At 69.7% G+C, this 19019-nt stretch carries 15 protein-coding genes; 7 read left to right on the top strand and 8 right to left on the bottom strand.

Annotation, left to right across the window (positions count from 1 at the left end; all coding sequences use genetic code 11):
- The first annotated feature begins 1 nt into the window (after position 1).
- The gene (gcvP, locus tag WB794_RS07050; RefSeq protein WP_415926661.1) at positions 2-2893 is read left to right on the top strand and encodes an aminomethyl-transferring glycine dehydrogenase; all 2892 of its coding nucleotides are present in this window, start codon (positions 2-4) and stop codon (positions 2891-2893) included.
- Between the two features lie 85 nt (positions 2894-2978).
- On the opposite strand, the gene WB794_RS07055 is transcribed toward gcvP, so the two are convergent.
- The 8 genes from WB794_RS07055 to WB794_RS07090 form a co-directional block, all read right to left on the bottom strand.
- Positions 2979-3398 (bottom strand): DUF2231 domain-containing protein, encoded by a 420-nt coding sequence (locus WB794_RS07055; protein WP_337335145.1) that lies wholly within the window; start codon positions 3396-3398, stop codon positions 2979-2981.
- Positions 3395-3739, bottom strand: coding sequence for a hypothetical protein (locus tag WB794_RS07060; protein ID WP_337335146.1), 345 nt, complete (start codon positions 3737-3739; stop codon positions 3395-3397). The genes WB794_RS07055 and WB794_RS07060 overlap by 4 nt, the downstream gene beginning before the upstream one ends.
- A gap of 35 nt (positions 3740-3774) precedes the next feature.
- A complete protein-coding gene (locus WB794_RS07065) occupies positions 3775-4485 on the bottom strand; it encodes an RNA polymerase sigma factor (protein WP_337335147.1) in 711 nt (236 codons plus the stop codon).
- A 292-nt stretch (positions 4486-4777) separates the two neighbouring features.
- The gene (locus WB794_RS07070) at positions 4778-5410 is read right to left on the bottom strand and encodes a DUF3617 domain-containing protein (RefSeq protein ID WP_337335148.1); all 633 of its coding nucleotides are present in this window, start codon (positions 5408-5410) and stop codon (positions 4778-4780) included.
- Complete coding sequence (locus tag WB794_RS07075) at positions 5382-6635, bottom strand: IPTL-CTERM sorting domain-containing protein (protein WP_337335149.1); 1254 nt, start codon at positions 6633-6635, stop codon at positions 5382-5384. The genes WB794_RS07070 and WB794_RS07075 overlap by 29 nt, the downstream gene beginning before the upstream one ends.
- Positions 6636-6981: 346 nt before the next feature.
- Positions 6982-9648 carry a M1 family metallopeptidase gene (locus WB794_RS07080; protein ID WP_337335150.1) on the bottom strand — a complete coding sequence of 889 codons (2667 nt, stop codon included), beginning with the start codon at positions 9646-9648 and terminating at the stop codon, positions 6982-6984.
- Between the two features lie 99 nt (positions 9649-9747).
- Positions 9748-10335 (bottom strand): YdbL family probable chaperone protein, encoded by a 588-nt coding sequence (locus WB794_RS07085; protein ID WP_337335151.1) that lies wholly within the window; start codon positions 10333-10335, stop codon positions 9748-9750.
- A 100-nt stretch (positions 10336-10435) separates the two neighbouring features.
- The gene (locus WB794_RS07090; RefSeq protein ID WP_337335152.1) at positions 10436-12469 is read right to left on the bottom strand and encodes a translocation/assembly module TamB domain-containing protein; all 2034 of its coding nucleotides are present in this window, start codon (positions 12467-12469) and stop codon (positions 10436-10438) included.
- Between the two features lie 33 nt (positions 12470-12502).
- On the opposite strand from WB794_RS07090, the gene WB794_RS07095 reads away from it, so the two are divergent.
- From WB794_RS07095 to WB794_RS07120, 6 genes are all read left to right on the top strand, one after another.
- A complete protein-coding gene (locus WB794_RS07095; RefSeq protein WP_337335153.1) occupies positions 12503-13225 on the top strand; it encodes a response regulator transcription factor in 723 nt (240 codons plus the stop codon).
- Between the two features lie 241 nt (positions 13226-13466).
- On the top strand, positions 13467-15965 hold the full coding sequence (gene thrA, locus WB794_RS07100) for a bifunctional aspartate kinase/homoserine dehydrogenase I (RefSeq protein WP_337335154.1): 2499 nt from the start codon (positions 13467-13469) through the stop codon (positions 15963-15965).
- A 118-nt stretch (positions 15966-16083) separates the two neighbouring features.
- Entirely contained in the window at positions 16084-16995 is a 912-nt protein-coding gene (locus WB794_RS07105) for a homoserine kinase (RefSeq protein WP_415926662.1), read from the top strand.
- Positions 16995-18278: a threonine synthase gene (gene thrC, locus WB794_RS07110; RefSeq protein WP_337335156.1), complete on the top strand. Its 1284-nt coding sequence runs from the start codon at positions 16995-16997 to the stop codon at positions 18276-18278. The genes WB794_RS07105 and thrC overlap by 1 nt, the downstream gene beginning before the upstream one ends.
- A 50-nt stretch (positions 18279-18328) precedes the next feature.
- Positions 18329-18721: a PTS sugar transporter subunit IIA gene (locus WB794_RS07115; protein ID WP_337335157.1), complete on the top strand. Its 393-nt coding sequence runs from the start codon at positions 18329-18331 to the stop codon at positions 18719-18721.
- Positions 18714-18989: an HPr family phosphocarrier protein gene (locus WB794_RS07120; RefSeq protein ID WP_337335158.1), complete on the top strand. Its 276-nt coding sequence runs from the start codon at positions 18714-18716 to the stop codon at positions 18987-18989. Before WB794_RS07115 ends, WB794_RS07120 begins: the two co-directional genes overlap by 8 nt.
- The last annotated feature ends 30 nt before the right edge of the window (positions 18990-19019 follow it).

Here is a 19019-nt window from a genome sequence, read left to right on the forward strand (position 1 = left end):
CATGTCCAAGCCCACGCTCCACGATCTCGAACAGCACGACGCCTTCGTCGCCCGCCACATCGGCCCCAACGAGGCTGAAATCGCGCAGATGCTGCACACCATCGGGCACGATTCGCTCGATGCCATGACCCGCGCCATCGTGCCGGCGAGCATCGCCGGCACCGGCGAACTGGCCCTGCCCGAATCACTGACCGAAGTGGATGCGCTGGCGAAGATCCGCGCGATCGCCGACAAGAATCAGATGTTCCGCAGCTTCATCGGCCAGGGCTATTACGGCACCCACGTGCCGAACGTGATCCTGCGCAACATCCTCGAGAATCCGGCCTGGTACACCGCCTACACCCCCTATCAGGCGGAGATCTCGCAGGGCCGCATGGAAGCGCTGATCAACTTCCAGCAGATGGTCGCCGATCTCACCGGCATGGAGATCGCCAACGCCTCGCTGCTGGACGAGGCCACCGCCGCGGCCGAGGCGATGACGCTGGCCAAGCGTTCGGCCAAGTCCAAGTCCAACATCTTCCTGGCCAGCGGCGACACCCACCCGCAGACGCTGGAACTGCTGCACACCCGCGCCGAGCCGCTGGGCATCAGCGTCGAGGTTGCCAACTCGGAAGCCGAGTGGAACGCCGCGCTGGCCAAGGGCGATTTCTTCGGCGTGCTGGCGCAGTACCCCGCATCCAGCGGCTGGCTGGCGGACTGGGAGAAGGACGCCGAGGCGATCCATGCCAGCAACGCCCTGTTCGTCGTCGCCAGCGACCTGCTGGCGCTGACCCTGATCAAGTCGCCCGGCGAAATGGGTGCCGACATCGTGATCGGCAACTCGCAGCGCTTCGGCGTGCCGTTCGGTTTCGGCGGCCCGCACGCCGGCTTCATGGCCTGCCGCGACGCCTACAAGCGGCAAATGCCCGGGCGTCTGATCGGAGTTTCCATCGATGTCCACGGCAACCCGGCCTATCGCCTCACCCTGCAGACTCGCGAGCAGCACATCCGCCGCGAGAAGGCCACCTCCAACATCTGCACCGCGCAGGTGCTGCTGGCGGTGATGGCGGCCATGTATGCGGTCTACCACGGCCCCGAGGGCCTGACGCGCATCGCGCGCCGCGTGGCACGCTACACGGCCATCCTCAAGGCCGGCCTGCAGCAGCTTGGCTGCAACCAGTTCCACCACGACAGCGCGTTCGACACCCTGAGCCTGAAGACCGGCGAGAAGACCGACGCGCTGATGGCGCGCGCGGCATCGCTGGGTGCCAACCTGCGCAAGGCATGGGACGAATACATCTGCATCTCGCTGGACGAAACCACCACCCGCGCCGACATTGAACTGCTGTGGCGCATCTTCTCCAGCGACAGCGCTGCCCTGCCCTCGATCGACGCGCTGGACGCCAGCGCGCCGGATCTGATCCCGGCCGACTTGCAGCGCACCAGCGCCTTCCTGACGCACCCGGTGTTCAACAGCTACCACAGCGAGCACGAGATGCTGCGCTACCTGCGCCAGCTTGCCGACAAGGATCTGGCGATGGACCGCACCATGATCCCGCTCGGCTCGTGCACCATGAAGCTCAACGCCACGGCCGAGATGATCCCGATCACCTGGCCGCAGTTCGGCAACATCCACCCGCTGGCACCCGCCGAACAGACCGGCGGCTACCGCGAGCTGATCGATTCGCTCGAAGCCATGCTGGTGGACATCACCGGCTATGACGCGGTCAGCTTCCAGCCCAACTCCGGCGCGCAGGGCGAGTACGCGGGCCTGCTCGCCATCCGTGGCTACCACGCCTCGCGCGGCGAGGCACACCGCAACATCTGCCTGATCCCCGAGTCCGCCCACGGCACCAACCCCGCATCCGCGCAGATGGCCGGCATGAGCGTCGTTGTCACGAAGTGCGACGCCAACGGCAACGTCGACGTGGCCGACATCCGCGCGCAGGCCGAAAAGCACTCGGACAACCTCGCCGCGATCATGCTCACCTATCCCTCCACCCACGGCGTGTTCGAGGAAGACGTGGTGGAAATCTGCGAAATCGTGCACCGGCACGGCGGACAGGTGTATACCGACGGCGCCAACATGAACGCACTGGTCGGCCTGGCCAAGCCGGGCGCGTGGGGGTCGGACGTGTCGCACCTCAACCTGCACAAGACCTTCTGCATCCCGCACGGCGGCGGCGGGCCGGGCGTGGGTCCCTGCGCGGTGAAGTCGCACCTGGCACCGTTCCTGCCGCGCGGTCACAGGGCAGCCGACGGCTCGGTGTCCATGGTGTCCGCGGCCGCGCACGGCAGCGCCAGCATCCTGCCGATCAGCTGGATGTACATCGCGATGATGGGCCGCGACGGCCTGCGCCGCGCCACCCAGGTCGCGATGCTGGCCGCCAACTACGTCTCGCGCCGCCTGGCACCGCACTACCCGACCCTTTACACCGGCCGCAACGGCCTCGTCGCGCACGAGTGCATCCTCGACGTTCGCCCGCTGGAAAAGGCCACCGGCATCAGCGCCGAGGACGTGGCCAAGCGCCTGATCGACTTCGGCTTCCACGCGCCGACGCTGAGCTTCCCGGTACCCGGCACGCTGATGGTGGAACCGACCGAATCCGAATCCCTGCACGAGCTGGACCGCTTCATCGACGCCATGATCCAGATCCGCGAGGAGATCCGCCAGATCGAGCGCGGCGATCTGGATCGCGACGACAACCCGCTCAAGCACGCCCCCCACACCGCCGCCGCCGTCAGCGGCAGCGACTGGACCCACGCCTACCCGCGCGAGCTGGCGGCCTTCCCGCTCGCCTCCCTGCGCCAGTCCAAATACTGGCCACCGGTGGGCCGGGTGGACAACGTGCACGGCGACAAGAACGTGTTCTGCGCCTGCATCCCGGTGGATGCCTACAAGGATGAGGGCTGACCTGCGCCATGCGGTATAATCGGCCGCATGATCGAAAAGGCCCCGCGGTGCGGGGCCTTCATCATTGTGCGGCCACGAAAACCCTTCAGTCGCGGTGCCCTGCCCCGTGCACGTACACCAGCCGTCCGCCCATGTGGCCGGCACCGACCAGCAGCAGGAATCCGACGGCGCTGGTGCCCAGGGCAAGGGGGTCGGGCGCGACGGGCGTGGTGCCGTCCAGGCGCAGGAAGAGGCTTGCCGCATAGGCCACCCAGGCACCCAGCGCCAGCAGCATGTGGCGCGATGCATCGCGCGCGGCCGGATGCTCTACGGGAAGGCGGACCAGCTCGTGGAAACCTGCGGCCGCAGCCAGCAGGCCCGTCGCACAGCCAACGACCAGCAGCCAGAACGCCGGCTGCCAGAGCGGCCAGCGCGCCCACCACAGACCGCCGAAATCCGCCAGCGTGCCGAGCGTCCAGCAGGCGACGGGAAAATGCACCAGCGCCGGATGCAGCGGCTGCTTCACGGCATCAGGATCGCAAGGATCAGGAGGGTTACGCCGGTCACCGCGAACGCGGCGTGCGTGAACACATAGCGCTTGAGCGCCACGCGCTTGCCCAGATGCACCGAGGCCAGGAAAAAGCCCAGCAGCGCGGTCACGGTCAGGACACCCAGCGCGATCACGGGCAGGCCGCTGAGCTTGCCCATCAGGATCGCGATGATCAGAAGCGTGAGGCCGGCGGCACCGAACAGCGCGTGCAGCGCGGATACGACCCAGGGTGCAAGCCGGCCGCGCAGCACGTGCGTGGCCATGTAAAGACCGCCTGCGGCACCGATGAGGAAAATGATGAGTGCGTACTTGAGCATGGTTCGAACCCCCGGGTTTTCGTTGCTGGAATGGATCAGGTGTTGGCCGGGAAATGGCCGTCGAGGCGCGCAAGCACCGCGTCGGTCACGCGGCTGCAGCGTCGGCCGAGGAACGGGAAGGTGCCGCCCAGCGCCGCTTCGGCGCGCTCTCGCAGCTCGCTTTGCAGGAGCTGCCGGGCACGGTGCAGCCGGGTCTTGACGGTCTCGCTGCGGATCGCCAGCAGTTCGGCGGTTTCCTCGGTCGAGCAGCCTTCGACATCGCGCAGCAGGAAGACACTGCGAAACGTCGGCGGCAGGGTGGCCACTGCGCGTTCCAGCAGCCGGTGCAGCTCGTCGCGCGCGACCGCCGCCGCAGGATCGCCGTCCGCTGCGCGAAGCGGCAGGGAAACGACGCTGCCCGCGTCGGGCGCGGCATTGTCCAGGTTGTCGATGTCCACGGTCGGGTGCCTCCGGCGCAGGCGTTGGATGGCTTCGTTGATCGCGATGCGGCTGATCCAGGTGGCCAGCGAAGAAGCACCGCGAAAGGTCTCGATCTTCTCGAAGACCTTCAGGTAAGCCTCCTGCATCACGTCCTCGATCTCCGCTTCGTCGTCCAGCACGCCGCGCACCACGCGATACAGGCGCTGGTTGCAGCGTTGCATCACCTGCCGGAATGCCTCGCGCTCCCCGGCGCGCACGCACACCACCAGCGCGGCGTCATCGAGCGCCGCGTAGTCGCGCGCCAGCCTCGTATTTGCTTCGCTCACGGCGCTCCCCGTCGCGTTCATGCCGATGGCCCCGAAAGCATTGCATCACACCGCGGCGCAACGTAATGCGAGCGCGAAGCGGATCGTGTCCGGATCACGAGGTCGTGGAACAGCACGCCGGGCGGCGACTCGAACCAAGGGGACATCAGCCGACTCCGCAGGAGTGGATTCATCCAGGCAGACGCAGCGGCACGAAAAAGGTTCCCGCTACGAACCGGACAAGGCCGCATTCTCCAAAAGCCCATGGTGCCGCACCCGCGACAACCTGCCTGCGGCGGCACCTCAGGCAGGATCAGTGCGCGTCGCCATGCTCTTGCGCAGGTAGCGCCTGCACCACGATCCCGTTGGGGAGCATCCGGTCGCCCGGACGCATGTCGGCCGGGCAGTCGCCCAGCCGGCGTGCCGAAAATTCGCGCACCTCGCGGCAATCGGGCAGGTTACGCGGGCACGTGTCGCGGTAGCGGGTTTCAAAGCGGCCGCTGTAGTCGGTCCGGAAATCGCCGCCGAAGGTGAAGATCGTGTCGATACGATTGTCATGCACGCGACAGGCGGTGCGGACTTCCCAACCGGAACCGGTCTTGCGCACGTCGGGCGAGGCGCAGTGCTCCTGCCCGGGTGCCAGCGAAAGCAGCAGCCGCGCATCCACCTCGGCGCTGGTGCATTCGCGCGTCACCACGGGGCGCGGGCGGCGCGCGCCCTCGTCCACGAGAGTCACTTCCCAGAGGCCGGCATCGCGCCGGGGCAGCTCGACGACCGCGCCCCCCGCGCATCCGGCGAACAAAAGGATCAATGACAGGCCGCAGGCGGCGGAACGCATCGCCGGGCGTCTCCAGGAGGAACGGCAGATACGCAGACGCGCGGGGCGGATCGCCGCCCCGCGCGCTGCACTAAGGACATCAGTCAAACAGGCGGCGGCGGGTCGCAAGGCCACCCAGGCCGAGGATCACCAGGCCCATCAGGATCAGGCCCCACTGGCCCAGGGTCGGCACCAGCGTCGGCGGGGCACGGCAGATGTCGAGCACGGTGCGGACCAGCGGCCCAAGCTGCGTGATCAGGGCCGATGCCGGGTCGTTGCCGGAAATCGTGTAGTTGCCGTTGTTGAGCGAGTTGCCCGTGGCCGAGGCCGGCACCGAAACGGTCATGGTGAAGGTGCCCAGCTCACCCGGCTGCAGGGTACCGATGTTGCACAGCGCCGGATCGCCCGGGTTGGCCGGCGCGCTGCAGGTGCCGCCGCCAAAGGTCGGGTTGCTGATGCTCACGAACGTGGTGGTCAGCGGATCGCTGGTCTGGGGCATTTCGGCCTCGACCATGACGTTGGTCATCGGATCGCTGCCGTTGTTCTCGTAAGTGTAGGTGTAGGTCACGTTGCTGCCTGCGCAGGCCTGCGCGGGCCCGGTGGCCGAAATCCAGAGGCTGGCACCGGCCACCAGTCGCGCCGTGCGCGCGCCGCGCAGGTAAACCGCGCCGGCGTGGGCCGTGGGCGAACAGCCGGCGGCAATGGCCTTCAGCGTGATCGTGCTTCCCACCGTCACCACGCCCGGATCCAGGGCCACGTCGAAGGCCTGCCAGTCGGTGAACTTGTAGCCGCCGCTGGTCTGCCAGGGCACGCCGCTCTCACCGGCGAAGTTGTAGGTGTGGAACAGCGACGCACCGCCCGCCCCGGTGATCTCGATGAAAAAGTAGGGCTGCTCGTTGGCGGCGTGGCTCGGATCCTCGAGCACCGGCGCGGCGTTGAAGCGCACGTGCACCCGACCATCGGTATCCACATCGCCGGCGGCCACGGTGATGGTCTGCTCGATCGAGCTCACCGTCCTGTTGTAGCCGCTCACTTCGTCGTGGACCCGCGCGGTATTGCCCGACCACGAAAGCGCTCCGCCGGTGCTGGCGGCGCTGCCGGGTCCGAGCACGGCGGACATCGGCGCGCCGCTGGACGTGAGCTGCAGGTGGGCCTCGGTGGTCGGCGGGAAAGTGCCGGTGATGCCGCTGCTCGGCACGAGGTAGGCGTTCTGGGTCCAGCCGGTGAAATCGCCGGTGGCGAAATCGCCGTTGGTGAAGTCCGCCTGCGCGACCGATGCCAGGCCGAGGGACAGGGTTCCGAACAGGGCGGCGATCGCGAGGCGGGACCGGGCGCGGGGCGTGTGTTTCAGCATGGCAAATCCCTTCTTGAGGTGGTGAACAGGTACCGACAGAACGGGAAAAAAACGGAAAAGAGGACACGACCGCCTCATTCCCATGCAATCCCCTGAATTCCAGGCCCCGCCGCCAAGCCGGCACCGGGGCGGAAACGGGCGCACGATAACATGACCCAGTTCACGGAAATACCCCCCAAACGAGGGGGCACGAAGCCTGCGCGGCAGACGGTTTCCATGAGCCCGGCCAGCAATTCCTGCGCACCCGTTCAGGCGGTCCCGCGCGTTCTGCGCACGGCCTGCCAGGGCGTCCATTTCATCGCGGCAGCGGGGCGGCGCGCCGCAATCACCTGCGGAAAATCCCCGATCAGATGCCCCGCTGCCTGAGCCAGGCCTCGACGTGCGGCAGGCGCGCATCGCGCAGGCGCGCGCGGGTCTCGATGCCCACGGCGGCGGTTTCGGCCTCGCGGCGCGAGCGCGAATCCAGGTGCCGCTCGGCGAAGGCGCGGATGTTCGCGGCGGTCTCGACCTTGCGCGAGCCGGCACCAAGGCGCGGGTAGTAGCGGGCGCGGGAGGTGCTGTCCACGCGCTGATCCACCGCGGCGCGATGCGCCACGGCAAAATCGAAGGCGAGGTCCGGGTGTTCGACGGAAACGCCTGAAATCATCGCCGCGCCGTTGGTCGCCCCGGGCTCGTCGGTCAGAGCCATGTCGAGCGCGCGCCGTGCCAGCGTGACATCGGCAGCCGCGGCCAGCAGGCCGTAGTACTGGTCGCGCAGCAGGGACGAGGTTTCGCTGCGGGCCATGCCGCGGATCGTTTCCCAGGTGGCCACGTCGGCGCTGCGCGCCACCACACCCAGTACGGTGCGGCGAAGCTCGGCCGGCAGCGCGGCGGGATCGCTCGACGAGGCATCGAAACGCCGCCGAGCCTCGGCCAGCACCTGCGGATCCTCGAACCGGCCCAGGGTGCGGATGAGGCCGGTGCGGAGCTGACGCAGGCCTGCGTCATCCTCGCTGCGCACCTCCCAGCCCAGCGTCTGGAACTTCTCCACCAGGCGCTTGCGCGCGAAGGCCCGGAACGCCCGCTGCCGTTCCGCATCGCCCTGCAGCAGGGAGTCGACATCCTCCAGCGTGCCCGATACCAGCTGCCACAGCTCGGGCGCGGCATCGAGCGGCACCTGCATGGCCAGGTCCAGCAGGTCCGCCTCCGGCTGCAGCCCGACGCCGGCGAGCGCGCCGGCATCCAGCATCAGGCCGAGCTGGTCGACCGCCGGCAATGCCGCGAAGTCCGCCGCCAGAGCCTTGAACTGCGTGGGCTCGTAGAGCGTGCGGAAGTAGCCCTTCTGCCCGGCATTGACCCGCACCGGCGCCCCGCAGCCGGGAAGCTCCACCCGGGCCGTGCCATCGACCAATACGCGCACCGGCTCGCCCCCGCCGGCGCGCACGCTCACCGGCACGCGCCAGCGCAGCGGGGTCTTGTCGGGGCGATCCATCGTGAACTCGCCCTGCGTCAGCGCCACCACGGTGCGCCCGTCGACGCAGGTGCTGGACGCGCGGATCAGCGGAACGCCGGTCTGCCGGGTGAAGTCGTGCGCCACGGCCAGAAACTGGCGTCCGGGCGCAGCCTGTTCCATCGCCCGCCAGAGGTCGTCGGTCACGGCGTTGCCGTAGGCGTGCCTGCGGATATAGCTGCGCACGCCTTCGCGCCAGGCATTTTCGCCCACGTAGTCCTCCAGCATCGCGATCACCGCCGCGCCCTTGCCGTAGGTGATGCCGTCGAAGGCCTGGCTGGCCTGCTCCACGGTCTCGACGTGCTGCACCACCGGGTGGCTGGTGGCGTAGGCGTCCTGCCCCATCGCGCCGCGGCTGGTGAATGCCGGACGGACGCCGCTGCGGTCCCACTCCGGATGCAGGGCGCGCGTCGTGCGCCCGGCCAGCCAGGTCGCAAAACCTTCGTTGAGCCACAGGTCGTCCCACCACGCCATCGTGACCAGGTTGCCGAACCACTGATGCGCGATTTCGTGTGCGGTGAGGGAAAACACTCGCTGCCGATCAGAGGTACTGGCGATGGACGGATCGAGCAGGAAGGAGTGCTCGAAGGTGAAGATCGCGCCCCAATTCTCCATCGCGCTGAAGAACTGGCTGCGCCCCGGTGCGGCGATGTTGTCGAGCTTGGGAAGCGGATAGGAGACGCCGAAGTAGTCGTCATACTCGCGCAGGATGTCGGAAGTGGCATCGAGCGCGAACAGCGCCTGTTCCACCTTGCCGCGCTGCGCGATCACGCCGATCTCGACATCCGAATCATGGGCCATGGCGATGCGGTCGAACTCGCCCACGGCCAGGAACAGCAGGTAGGTGGACATCCTCGGCGTGGTCTGGAACACCACCTTGCGCCGGCCGTCGCCCAGGTCTTGCGAAGAGGAAACGGGCATGTTGCTGACCACCATCTCGCCATCCCTCGCCGTCACGGCGAGGTCGAAGGTGGCCTTGTGGAACGGTTCGTCCCACGAAGGAACGAAACGGCGCGCGTCGGAGTTTTCGAACTGGGTGAAGAGCGCGCGCTTTTGCCCTTCAGCGGTGGGGTAATCAAGCGCAAACAGCCCGTTGGCCTGCGTGCCGATCCTGCCGACGTAGCGCGTGTCCAGCGTGTAGGTGCCAGGCTTGAGCGTCCTGCCGAAACGAAACGTGGCGTTCTGGCTGGCCGCATCCACGCTCACCCGGGCGCGGCGCGACGTGCCGCCGGCATCGGTCAATGTGCTGTCGGAAAACGTCATGTCCACCGCCTGCAGCACGATGCGGTCGGTGGCTTCAAGCACCTCCAGGTCGATCTTCACCCGACCTTCGAAACGCAAGGCGCCCGCATCGGGCGCGATTTCGATGGCGTAGTGCGAAGGCCGCACTCCGCGCGGCAGCTGGGTGGTGACGGTGGCGGCCAGCGCCTCTCCGGCCGCTTCCGCGCCCCGCTCAGCCGATGCGAAACAGGGCGCGGTGCCGGCCAGCGCCAGCGCGGCGGCGAATGTGAGGATGCGGTGCATGGAGTTTCCTCGCAGGATGATCGGACACGAACTCCGGATCATCCCCCGTCCGGCGGCCAGACGCACTCCGCCGGAAGTCATGCCCTCATCCGGGTCGCGTCACTTCTGCTTCCAGGCCCCGCCCGCATCCTGGTACCACCAGCCGGCGCGCGCGCTGGAAACCCACTGCCGCGCGAAGGTCTCGCGGATCTGCTGCTCCCACTCGGGGTGGCCGTTGGCCACCGCGATCTCGCGGTAGACGGCAGCGCGGTCGCGGTTGTCGTCGGCCACCGCCTGGTTGACCGCCGCGCGATCCTTGAGCCCGAGCGAGCCCGCGTCGCGCACCACCACCAGCCCGTCGCGCCCGAAGCCCAGCGCGCCCTTGTCGAAGTGCGGCGCGAGCTGGCTCTGGAAGCGGTCGGCCATGCGCGCCTGGATCGCCTGGATGGCAGGGGTGCGAATGGTGATGTCGGGTATTTGCGCGTGTGCGCTGCTGATGAAGAAGGAAAGCAGCGCCATGCCGCCACCGTCCTGCTGCGGCACCGGCGCGGGCGGCTGGCCGCCGGGCATCTCGTCGCCGATCACCTTCTCGACGAACTCGCGGGCCGCTTCCTGGGCCTCGGCCGCAGGGAAGTACACGTTGATCGTGACGCAGGCCGAAAGCACCATCAGGCCGAACGCGGCGAGAAACCATCCCATCTTGCGCATGACAGACTCCGGTAGGAAACGAGGGGGACATTGGAACGCAAAGGCGGTCCGGATTGGAACAGGCGGCGCATGAACGCCGGGCGCACGCGGACACCGCCGATCAGTCGATCACCGGCATCCGGCCTTCGGTCGCGGCCTTGAGCCGGCCCACCAGCACCGGCCAGTCGACCTGCTTCTGGTGTCCGATCACGTTGACCCGCGGCAAACCGGAGCCATCGACGATGACATAGCCGCCGCCATCGGCCGGCCCTGCCCCGCCCATCGCGCAGACGTTGTTGGCGAGCACGCACGACAGGCCGATGCGCGAATAGCCGAAGCTCGAAAACGCCTTGAGCACCTGGTTCTGCAGGCCGGCGGCCAGGCCGCCGCCGCCCACTTCGGTCAGCTCGCGCACGGCGCGCTGGCTGATGCGCTGGCGCTCGCCGCGGCGAGGCACGGTGTGAAATGCGGCATCGAATGCCACCGGCTCCCAGTCCACCAGGCGCAGCCCGTGGATGCGTCCGTCGAGCCGGCCGGTGATCTCGCCGAAGCCGAAGACGCCGGTCAGGGGCGCAAGATCGAGCCCGGAAAAATCGATGCTTGCCGCCAGCATCGGCGCGACCCCGAACGGCCGCTCCATCGACAGCTGCGATACCCGCACCTGGCCATCGAAGAGCCCCGCGCTCAGGCCGCCGGCAAACTCCAGGCGCTGGTTTTCGTAGCGCACCTCGGGCAGCTCGCCCGACACTTTCCCGCTGAAGGCCGGCCAGCCGAACGCCGCGCTGAGCGTGCCCAGATCGGCATCCGCCAGCGCCAGCGACAGCTCCAGCCGCTCATCCTCCCCGCGCGGCGCGTAGCTCAGCTTCGCCAGGCGCAGGGTTCCACCGAGCAGGGACATCGAAACCGGCGCGGTGAGCGCCACCCCGCCATCGACGCTGCGCAGCGGCAGGCGCGCCGCGCCCAGCGCCAGGGTGTGCAGGTGCGCCGTGGCCCAGGACAGCGTGCCCTCGGCCGCATCGGATCCGTGCCGCAGGCGCAGACTGCCATCCACGCCGGTGGCCCCGAAACGCGCCTGACCGTCCTCCAGATTCACGCCCTGCGCGTCCAGATCGAGCGCGTGCCAATCCCCCTCGCGCAGCGCCAGACGCCCCTGCGCCGAACCGGACATCGCCAGCCCCGCCAGCCCGAGGCTGGCGGCCAGCGAGTCGAAATAGCGCGGCTGCGCCAGGGACAGATCGGGCAGCGCGAAGCGCAGTTCGGCGGCGCGCAGGTAGGACGCAGTGGAAAAATCCAGCATCGCGTTCGCCTCCAGGTCGAGGGCATCCGGGTCGCGCCAGCGCAGCGACTCGACCTGCCAGCGCCCGTCGTCGCGCCCGCTCAGCCGGGTGGAAAAACCGATCGCGTGATCGGGCAGCGCGACGTAAAGCGCCCCGACCAGGAATTCGCCACCGCTGAGGTCAAGGCTGGTTTCGATCCGCGTTGCCGCGTCTTCCAGCCTGAGCTGCGCCTTTCCCTTCGCGCGGATGCCCTCGGCGGCAATGCGGCCATCCGCGGTATCCATCCCGACGCCCGTCAGGGCCAGCGGTCCTCCCAGCGTTGCCGCATCCTCGCTCGACTGCAGCTGCCACTGCGCGTCGATGCTGCCCGCGGTCAGGCGCGCGTCGCGCCAGAGCGTGGCCAGAACCGGCTGCAGCCAGACCGCCGGAACCTTCACCAGCTCAAGTCCGAACACGCCCTCCCGATCGGAGGTGGACGCCGCCAGCCGGCTGCGCCCGCTGCCCAGCTCCAGCCGCAGCGCGCCCTCGTGCAGACGCAGCGAAAGATCCAGACCCGACGCACCCCGCGCCTTGACCCGTCCGATGCAGCGCCACGCGCCGTCCGCGTCGCGATCCAGCGCGCAGCGGCCGTCCAGCGCCCGCCAGCGGTAGCCCAGTTCACCCGCATCCACCAGCGTCGCGCGCAGGTTGAGCTGGCCGCGCGCCGCGCCGTCGGGCCAGTCCAGGGTGATCTCCACGCCCTCCGCACGCGCCACCGGCGTACCCAGACGGTCGATTTCCAGCACCGCCACGTTCGCCAGACACGGGATCGCGGCCTGCGCCAGCCAGAGGAGGGCGAGGATCACGGCGATCTTGCGCGTGGGCTGGCGACGTTCCATGCTCCGAGCATAGTCCCACGACCTTCCGAGACGATGAAGCGCGCCCTGCTCGCCGAAGACGACCCGGTCAGCCGCAGCTTCCTGTGCGAAGCGCTGGCGCTGTCGGGCTGGGAGGTCGATGCCTTCGAATGCGGCGAAACCGCAGCCGACGCCGCGATCGCGCGCGCTTACGCGGTGCTGATCCTGGACCTCAACCTGCCCGGCGAGGACGGCATCGCGACCCTGCGCCGCATCCGCAACCGCGACGATCACGCCAGCGCCGACGCGCCGGCGCTGGCGCTCACCGCCGATGACCGACACGAACAGCACCAGCACCTGCGCCGCGCCGGATTCGACGCGGTCGCCACCAAGCCGCTGACCATGGCGCGGCTCGACGTACTCCTGCTGGACCTCGCCGGGCCGTCACCCGGCCGGGACGCGGGTGTCGACGACGTCTCGCAGGATCCAGCCACGCTGCCGCTCTGGGATGACGCCAGCGCGCTCGCAGCGGTTGGCGGGCAGGCCGACATTCTTGCCACGCTGCGCCGCCTGCTGCTGGGCGACCTTCCCGGCCAGCGCAACCTCGTGCTGGCCGCACCGGACTCGCCGCAGGCGCGCGAAACCCTGCACCGCCTGCGCGCCGCCTGCGGCTTCTGCGGCGCGGCGCGGCTGGCGCACCTCGTCCGCGTGCTGGAATCCCGATCGCCGCCGCCAGCCGAGGCCCTGGCGCAGTTCGCGCGCACCGTGGAGGCGATGCTCTCCACGCACGTGGAGTGATCCTGCGGTCACAGTCCGCGGCAACGCCGGCCGCGCCCCACTTGACAGCACCCCGCCCGGCGGGTTCTTCTTGGGCCATGCTGCTTCGCACCATTACCACGACCATGATGACGACCACTCCACGCGGGGTGCGTCCGGTCGTGCGCTGAAAGCAACGAAACCGGCCCCGCACCCCGACGAGGATGCAGGGCGCGCCGCGACCTCATCCCCGAACGGTGCGGGCCCCACTCCAGAGGCCCCGATGAACGCTTACCAGTCCGACGCCCTTCCTTCCCACGCCGCCGCGCGCGACGCGTTCATCGCGCACAAGTTCGGCGGTTCCAGCGTCGCCGACGCGAGCCGCTACCGGCACGTCGCCATGATCCTTGCGGCGCGCGACGACACCGCGCAGATCACCGTGGTCTCGGCGATGAAGGGCGTGACCGATGCGCTGGTCGCGCTGGCCGACGCCGCGGCGCGCGGCGAGGACTGGCAGGCGGCGTTCGCCAGCCTGCACGAGCGCCACCGCGCCACCGCGCGCGAGCTGCTGGGCCAGCACGCCGATCTCACCTGTGCCTGGATCGACGCGCAGTTCCAGGAGCTTGCCGCGATCCTCGGTGCCATCACTCTGCTCGGCCCCTCGGGTGAAGCCGCCAAGGATCGCGTGCACGGGCTGGGCGAAGTGCTCTCGGCGCGCCTGCTGGCCGACGCGCTGCGCGGCCTCGGACACGACGCCATCGCGCTCGACGCGCGCGAGGTGCTGGTGGTTGGCCGCAACGAGCTGGGCATCGCGGTGGACTGGGACACCAGCGCCGCGCGCCTGGCGCAGTGGCGCGCCGAACACGGCCAGACCCGCATCGTCGTCACCGGCTTCATCGCGCGTGACGCCCACGGCGTGGCGACCACGCTGGGGCGCAACGGCAGCGATTTCTCCGGCGCGATCTTCGCCGCGCTTTTCCGCGCCGCCGAATTGCACATCTGGACCGATGTCGACGGCGTGCTTTCGGCCGATCCGCGCGTGGTGCCCGACGCGGTTTTCCTGCCGTGCATTTCCTACAGCGAAGCCTGCGAGCTGGCCTACTTCGGGGCCAAGGTCGTGCATCCGCAGACCATGGCACCGGCGATCGCGCGCAATCTGCCGATCCTGATCCGCAACAGCTTCAACCCCGCCCACCCCGGAACCCGCATCGACGCACAGGGCGATGCGCACAGCGCGGCGCTGGCCAAGGGCCTGTCGCTGGTTTCCGATCTCGCCCTGCTCAACGTGGAAGGCAGCGGCATGATCGGCGTGCCCGGCACCGCCGAGCGCGTGTTCGCCACCCTGCGCGACGCGCAGGTCTCGGTGGTGATGATCTCGCAGGGCTCGTCCGAGCACTCGATCTGCTGCGTGGTGCGCGCCAGCCAGGCCGCCGCCGGCAAGGCCGCGCTGGAGCGCGCTTTCGCCCAGGAGCTGGCGCAGGGGCAGATCCAGAGCGTGCATCTCGAAGCCGGCATCAGCGTGCTGGCCGCGGTCGGCGACGGCATGGCCGGGCGCCCGGGCGTCGCGGCACGCTTCCTCGCCACGCTCGCGCGCGCCCACGTCAACCTGCGCGCCATCGCGCAGGGCGCCTCCGAACGCAACATCTCCGTTGCCATCGCCAGCGCCGATGAAACCAAGGCGCTGCGCGCCGCGCACGCCGGCTTCTGGCTCTCGCCGCAGACCATTTCCATCGGCGTGATCGGTCCCGGGAAAGTGGGCGCGGCGCTGCTCGACCAGCTCGCCGAAAACGCGCCGCGCCTGCTGGCCGAGGCCAACATCGACCTGCGCCTGCGCGCCCTCGCCTCCAGCCGGCGCATGTGGCTGGGCGAGCACGACCCCGACTGGCAGACCAACTGGCAGCGCGCCGGCGCGGCGGATCTGGACGCCTTCACCGCCCACGTCCACGCCGCGCACCTGCCGCACGCGGCCATCATCGACTGCAGTGCCAATCCGGAAGTCGCCGACCGCTACGCCGACTGGCTGGCCGCCGGCATCCACGTCATCACCCCCAACAAGCAGGCCGGCTCCGGCCCGATCGAGCGCTACCGCAGAATCCGCGCCGCCGCCAAGGCCGGCAACGCGCGCTTCCGCTACGAGGCCACCGTCGGTGCCGGCCTGCCGGTGATCCAGACCCTGCGCGACCTCATCACCACCGGCGATGAAGTCCACGCCATCGAGGGCATCTTCTCCGGCACCCTGGCCTGGCTGTTCAACAAGTACGACAGCAGCCGGCCCTTCTCCGCCCTGGTGCGCGAAGCGCACGCGCTGGGCTACACCGAGCCCGACCCGCGCGACGATCTCTCCGGCACCGACGTCGCCCGCAAGCTGGTGATCCTGGCGCGCGAGGCCGGGCGCGAGCTGAGCCTTGCCGACGTCGAGGTCGAATCGCTGATCCCGCCCGGCCTGGAAAACGGCAGCGCCGAAGATTTCCTCAACGACCTCGCGGCGCACGACGCCACCATGCAGCAGCGCTTCGACGCCGCCCGCGCGCGCGGTGAGGTGCTGCGCTACGTGGCCACGCTCGATCGCAGCGGCCGCGCCCGCGTCGCCCTCCTCGCCCTGCCCGGCAGCCACGCCTTCGCCCACCTCAAGCTCACCGACAACATCGTCCAGTTCACCACCCGCCGCTACAGTGAAAACGCCATGGTCGTCCAGGGCCCCGGCGCCGGCCCGGAAGTCACCGCCGCCGGCGTCTTCGCCGACCTCCTGCGCGTGGCCGCAGCGCTGGGGGCGAGGGTGTGAGGGGCTGGGATTGGGGATTCGGGATTGGAGATTGGTGTAACGCCGGCAAGAACCCATTTCCACGGCACGCCCACCCGCTTTTCCCAATCCCTAATCCCCAATGACGAATCCTAGCCTAATGAAAAAAGCCTTCTCCCCCGCCAGCATCGGCAACGCCTGCGTCGGCTTCGATCTTCTCGGCCACAGCATCGCCGGGCCGGGCGACCGGGTCGGCGTGCGGAAGATCGACGAGCCAACGGTGCGCATCCGCGCGATCCGCGGGCTGGATCTGCAGCTGCCGCTGGAGGCGGAGCGCAACACCGCCGGGCGCGCGCTGATCGCGCTGCGCGAGGCGCTGGGGCTGGAGTTCGGTTTCGAGATCGAGATCGACAAGGGCATTCCGCTGGGCTCGGGCATGGGCGGCTCGGCGGCGAGCTGCGTGGCGGCGCTGGTGGCGGCCAACGCGCTGCTCGATGCGCCGCTGTCGCGCGAGGCGCTGTATCCCTTCGCGCTCGATGGCGAGGCCGCGGCCAGCGGTTCGCGCCACGGCGACAACGTCGGCCCGATGCTGCTGGGCGGGCTGGTGCTGACGACGGCCGAGCGCATGGTGCGGATCGAGGTGCCGGCGGCCTGGCACTGCACGCTGGTGCATCCCGAGCAGGTACTGGAAACCCGCCGCGCACGCGAGGCGCTCAGGGGCCACTACGCGCTGGGCGAGTTCGTGGCGCAGTCGGCCAACCTGGCGCAGGTGCTGGTGGGCTGCATGAAGGGCGATGAAGACCTGGTTCGCGCCGGCTTTGCCGACGTGCTGGTGGAGCCGCGCCGCGCGCCGCTGATTCCCGGTTTCGCGCAGGTAAAACAGGCCGCGCTCGATGCGGGGGCGTTTGGTGCCAGCATCGCGGGGGCCGGGCCCAGCGTGTTCGCCTGGTTTGCCACGCGCGCCGAAGCCGAAGCGGCCGCAGCACCCATGCGGGCCGCGTTCTCGCGGGCCGGTTTCGACAGTCAATCGCTGGTATCGCCGGTCGCAGGGCCGCGTGCGGAGGTTTTGTGATGCGTTTTGTTTCCACCCGCGGACAGGCCGCACCCGCCACCCTTTCCGAAGCCATCGCCGCCGGCCTTGCGCCCGACGGCGGGCTGTACGTGCCCGAATCCGTGCCGACGCTCGCGCCGGCCGATTTCGAGGGCAAGACCACGCTTGCGGACATTGCCGCCGCGCTGCTGCGCCCGTTCTTCGAGGGCGGCGCGCTGGCCGCCGAGCTGGACGCGATCTGCGCGCAGGCCTTCGACTTCCCTGCGCCGATGCGCTGGCTCGACGACGGCACCGGCCTGCTGGAGCTGTTCCACGGCCCGACCGCCGCGTTCAAGGACTTCGGCGCGCGCTTCCTTGCCGCCTGCCTGAGCCGGCTGCGCGCCGATGGCGACCGGCCGCTGACCATCATCGTCGCCACCTCGGGTGACACCGGCGCGGCGGTGGGCGGTGCCTTCCACGGGCTGGCCGGCGTGCGCGTGGTGATCCTCTATCCCGATGGCCGCGTCTCGCCGCGCCAGGCGCACCAGCTCGGGGCGTTCGGCGACAACGTGCGCGCGCTGCGCGTGGCCGGCAGCTTCGACGACTGCCAGGCGCTGGTGAAGCGCGCGCTCAACGACGCGGCGCTGCAGGCGCGGGTGCCGCTGAGCTCGGCCAACAGCATCAGCCTGGGCCGCCTGCTGCCGCAGATGGGCTACTACACCCACGCCGCGCTGGCGCACTGGCGGGAAACCGGCGAGGTGCTGAACTTCGCCATTCCCACCGGCAATCTCGGCAACGCGCTGGCCTGCATCCTCGCGCGCCGCATCGGGCTGCCGATCGGCGAAGTGCTGCTGGCCACCAACGCCAATGACGTGCTGCCCAGCTTCTTCGACGGCGGCCCCTACGAACCCCGAGCGAGCGTGGCAACGCTGGCCAACGCCATGGACGTGGGCGCGCCGAGCAACTTCGAGCGCCTGCGCTGGCTGGTTCCGGACGACGGGGCGCTGCGCGAGGGTTTCCGCGCGATTGCGGTCGGCGACGCGGCCATCCGCGACACCATCGGCGAGGTCTGGACCCGCCACGGCGTGGCGGTCTGCCCGCACACCGCCACCGCCATCCACGCGCTCGACAGCCTCGCGCCCGACGGGACCTGGGCGGTCGTGGCGACCGCGCATCCGGCCAAGTTCGAGAGCATCGTGGAACCGATCATCGGCGAACCTGTCGCGCCGCCGCCGGCGCTGGCCGCGCTGCTGGCGCGCCCGGCCCATGCCGACCCGATGCCGGCCGATTACGCTGCGTTCCGCGCGCAGCTGGAGGCCCGCTGAGGGCAGCGACGCGCGAGCCGGACGGCCGCCGGCTTGGCTACACTTCCCGCATGAACGTCGGAATCCTGCTCATCACCCATCCGGGCGTCGGGGCGCACCACGCGGCGCTGCTGGAGCGCCTGCTCGGGCGCGTGCCGCTGCCGCTTGCGCACTTCGAGGTGCCGTTCGACGCGAACCCGGACGCGATTCTTCCCGATGCCAGCGCCGCCCTGCGCCGGGTCGATCGCGGCGAAGGCGTACTGGTCCTGACCGATCTCTACGGTGCCTCGCCGAGCAACCTGGCAGCGCGCCTGGCCCAACTCGGCACGCGGGTGCGGCGGGTGTCCGGGCTGAACCTGCCGATGCTGCTGCGGGTGTGCAACTACCCCGAGCAGGCGCTGGACGAACTGGCCCTCACCGCGGTGGCCGGCGGCAAGACCGGCGTGGTGCTCGACCATGCGTGAACAGGAACTGGTCATCGTCAACGCGCTCGGCCTGCACGCACGCGCTGCGGCGCGGGTGGTGCGACTGCTGTCGGGATTCAGCAGCCAGGCCACGCTCGAATTCCGCAATCGCAGCGTCAACGCCAAGAGCATCATGGGCGTGATGCTGCTCGCCGCCGCGCAGGGCGCGCGCGTCGTGCTCCGGCTCGACGGTCCGGACGAGGACGAGGCGATGGCCGCTGCCGCCGCGCTGTTCGAGCGCGGCTTCGACGAGCAGGAAACCGCATGAGCGCGATCGTGCCGGCACGGCGCGCGCGCG

The sequence above is a fragment of the Denitratimonas tolerans genome (genome assembly GCF_037203605.1).
Lineage (GTDB): Bacteria > Pseudomonadota > Gammaproteobacteria > Xanthomonadales > Xanthomonadaceae > Denitratimonas > Denitratimonas tolerans.

Excerpts from the sequence above, each read along its gene's own strand:
- WB794_RS07115 (WP_337335157.1), top strand. The coding sequence starts at position 18,329 with ATGAACGTCGGAATCCTGCTCATCACCCATCCGGGCGTCGGGGCGCAC.
- WB794_RS07090 (WP_337335152.1), bottom strand. The coding sequence starts at position 12,469 with ATGGAACGTCGCCAGCCCACGCGCAAGATCGCCGTGATCCTCGCCCTC.
- WB794_RS07085 (WP_337335151.1), bottom strand. The coding sequence starts at position 10,335 with ATGCGCAAGATGGGATGGTTTCTCGCCGCGTTCGGCCTGATGGTGCTT.
- WB794_RS07105 (WP_415926662.1), top strand. The coding sequence starts at position 16,084 with ATGAAAAAAGCCTTCTCCCCCGCCAGCATCGGCAACGCCTGCGTCGGC.
- WB794_RS07080 (WP_337335150.1), bottom strand. The coding sequence starts at position 9,648 with ATGCACCGCATCCTCACATTCGCCGCCGCGCTGGCGCTGGCCGGCACC.
- WB794_RS07075 (WP_337335149.1), bottom strand. The coding sequence starts at position 6,635 with ATGCTGAAACACACGCCCCGCGCCCGGTCCCGCCTCGCGATCGCCGCC.
- thrA (WP_337335154.1), top strand. The coding sequence starts at position 13,467 with ATGAACGCTTACCAGTCCGACGCCCTTCCTTCCCACGCCGCCGCGCGC.
- WB794_RS07060 (WP_337335146.1), bottom strand. The coding sequence starts at position 3,739 with ATGCTCAAGTACGCACTCATCATTTTCCTCATCGGTGCCGCAGGCGGT.
- WB794_RS07120 (WP_337335158.1), top strand. The coding sequence starts at position 18,714 with ATGCGTGAACAGGAACTGGTCATCGTCAACGCGCTCGGCCTGCACGCA.
- gcvP (WP_415926661.1), top strand. The coding sequence starts at position 2 with ATGTCCAAGCCCACGCTCCACGATCTCGAACAGCACGACGCCTTCGTC.
- WB794_RS07095 (WP_337335153.1), top strand. The coding sequence starts at position 12,503 with ATGAAGCGCGCCCTGCTCGCCGAAGACGACCCGGTCAGCCGCAGCTTC.
- thrC (WP_337335156.1), top strand. The coding sequence starts at position 16,995 with ATGCGTTTTGTTTCCACCCGCGGACAGGCCGCACCCGCCACCCTTTCC.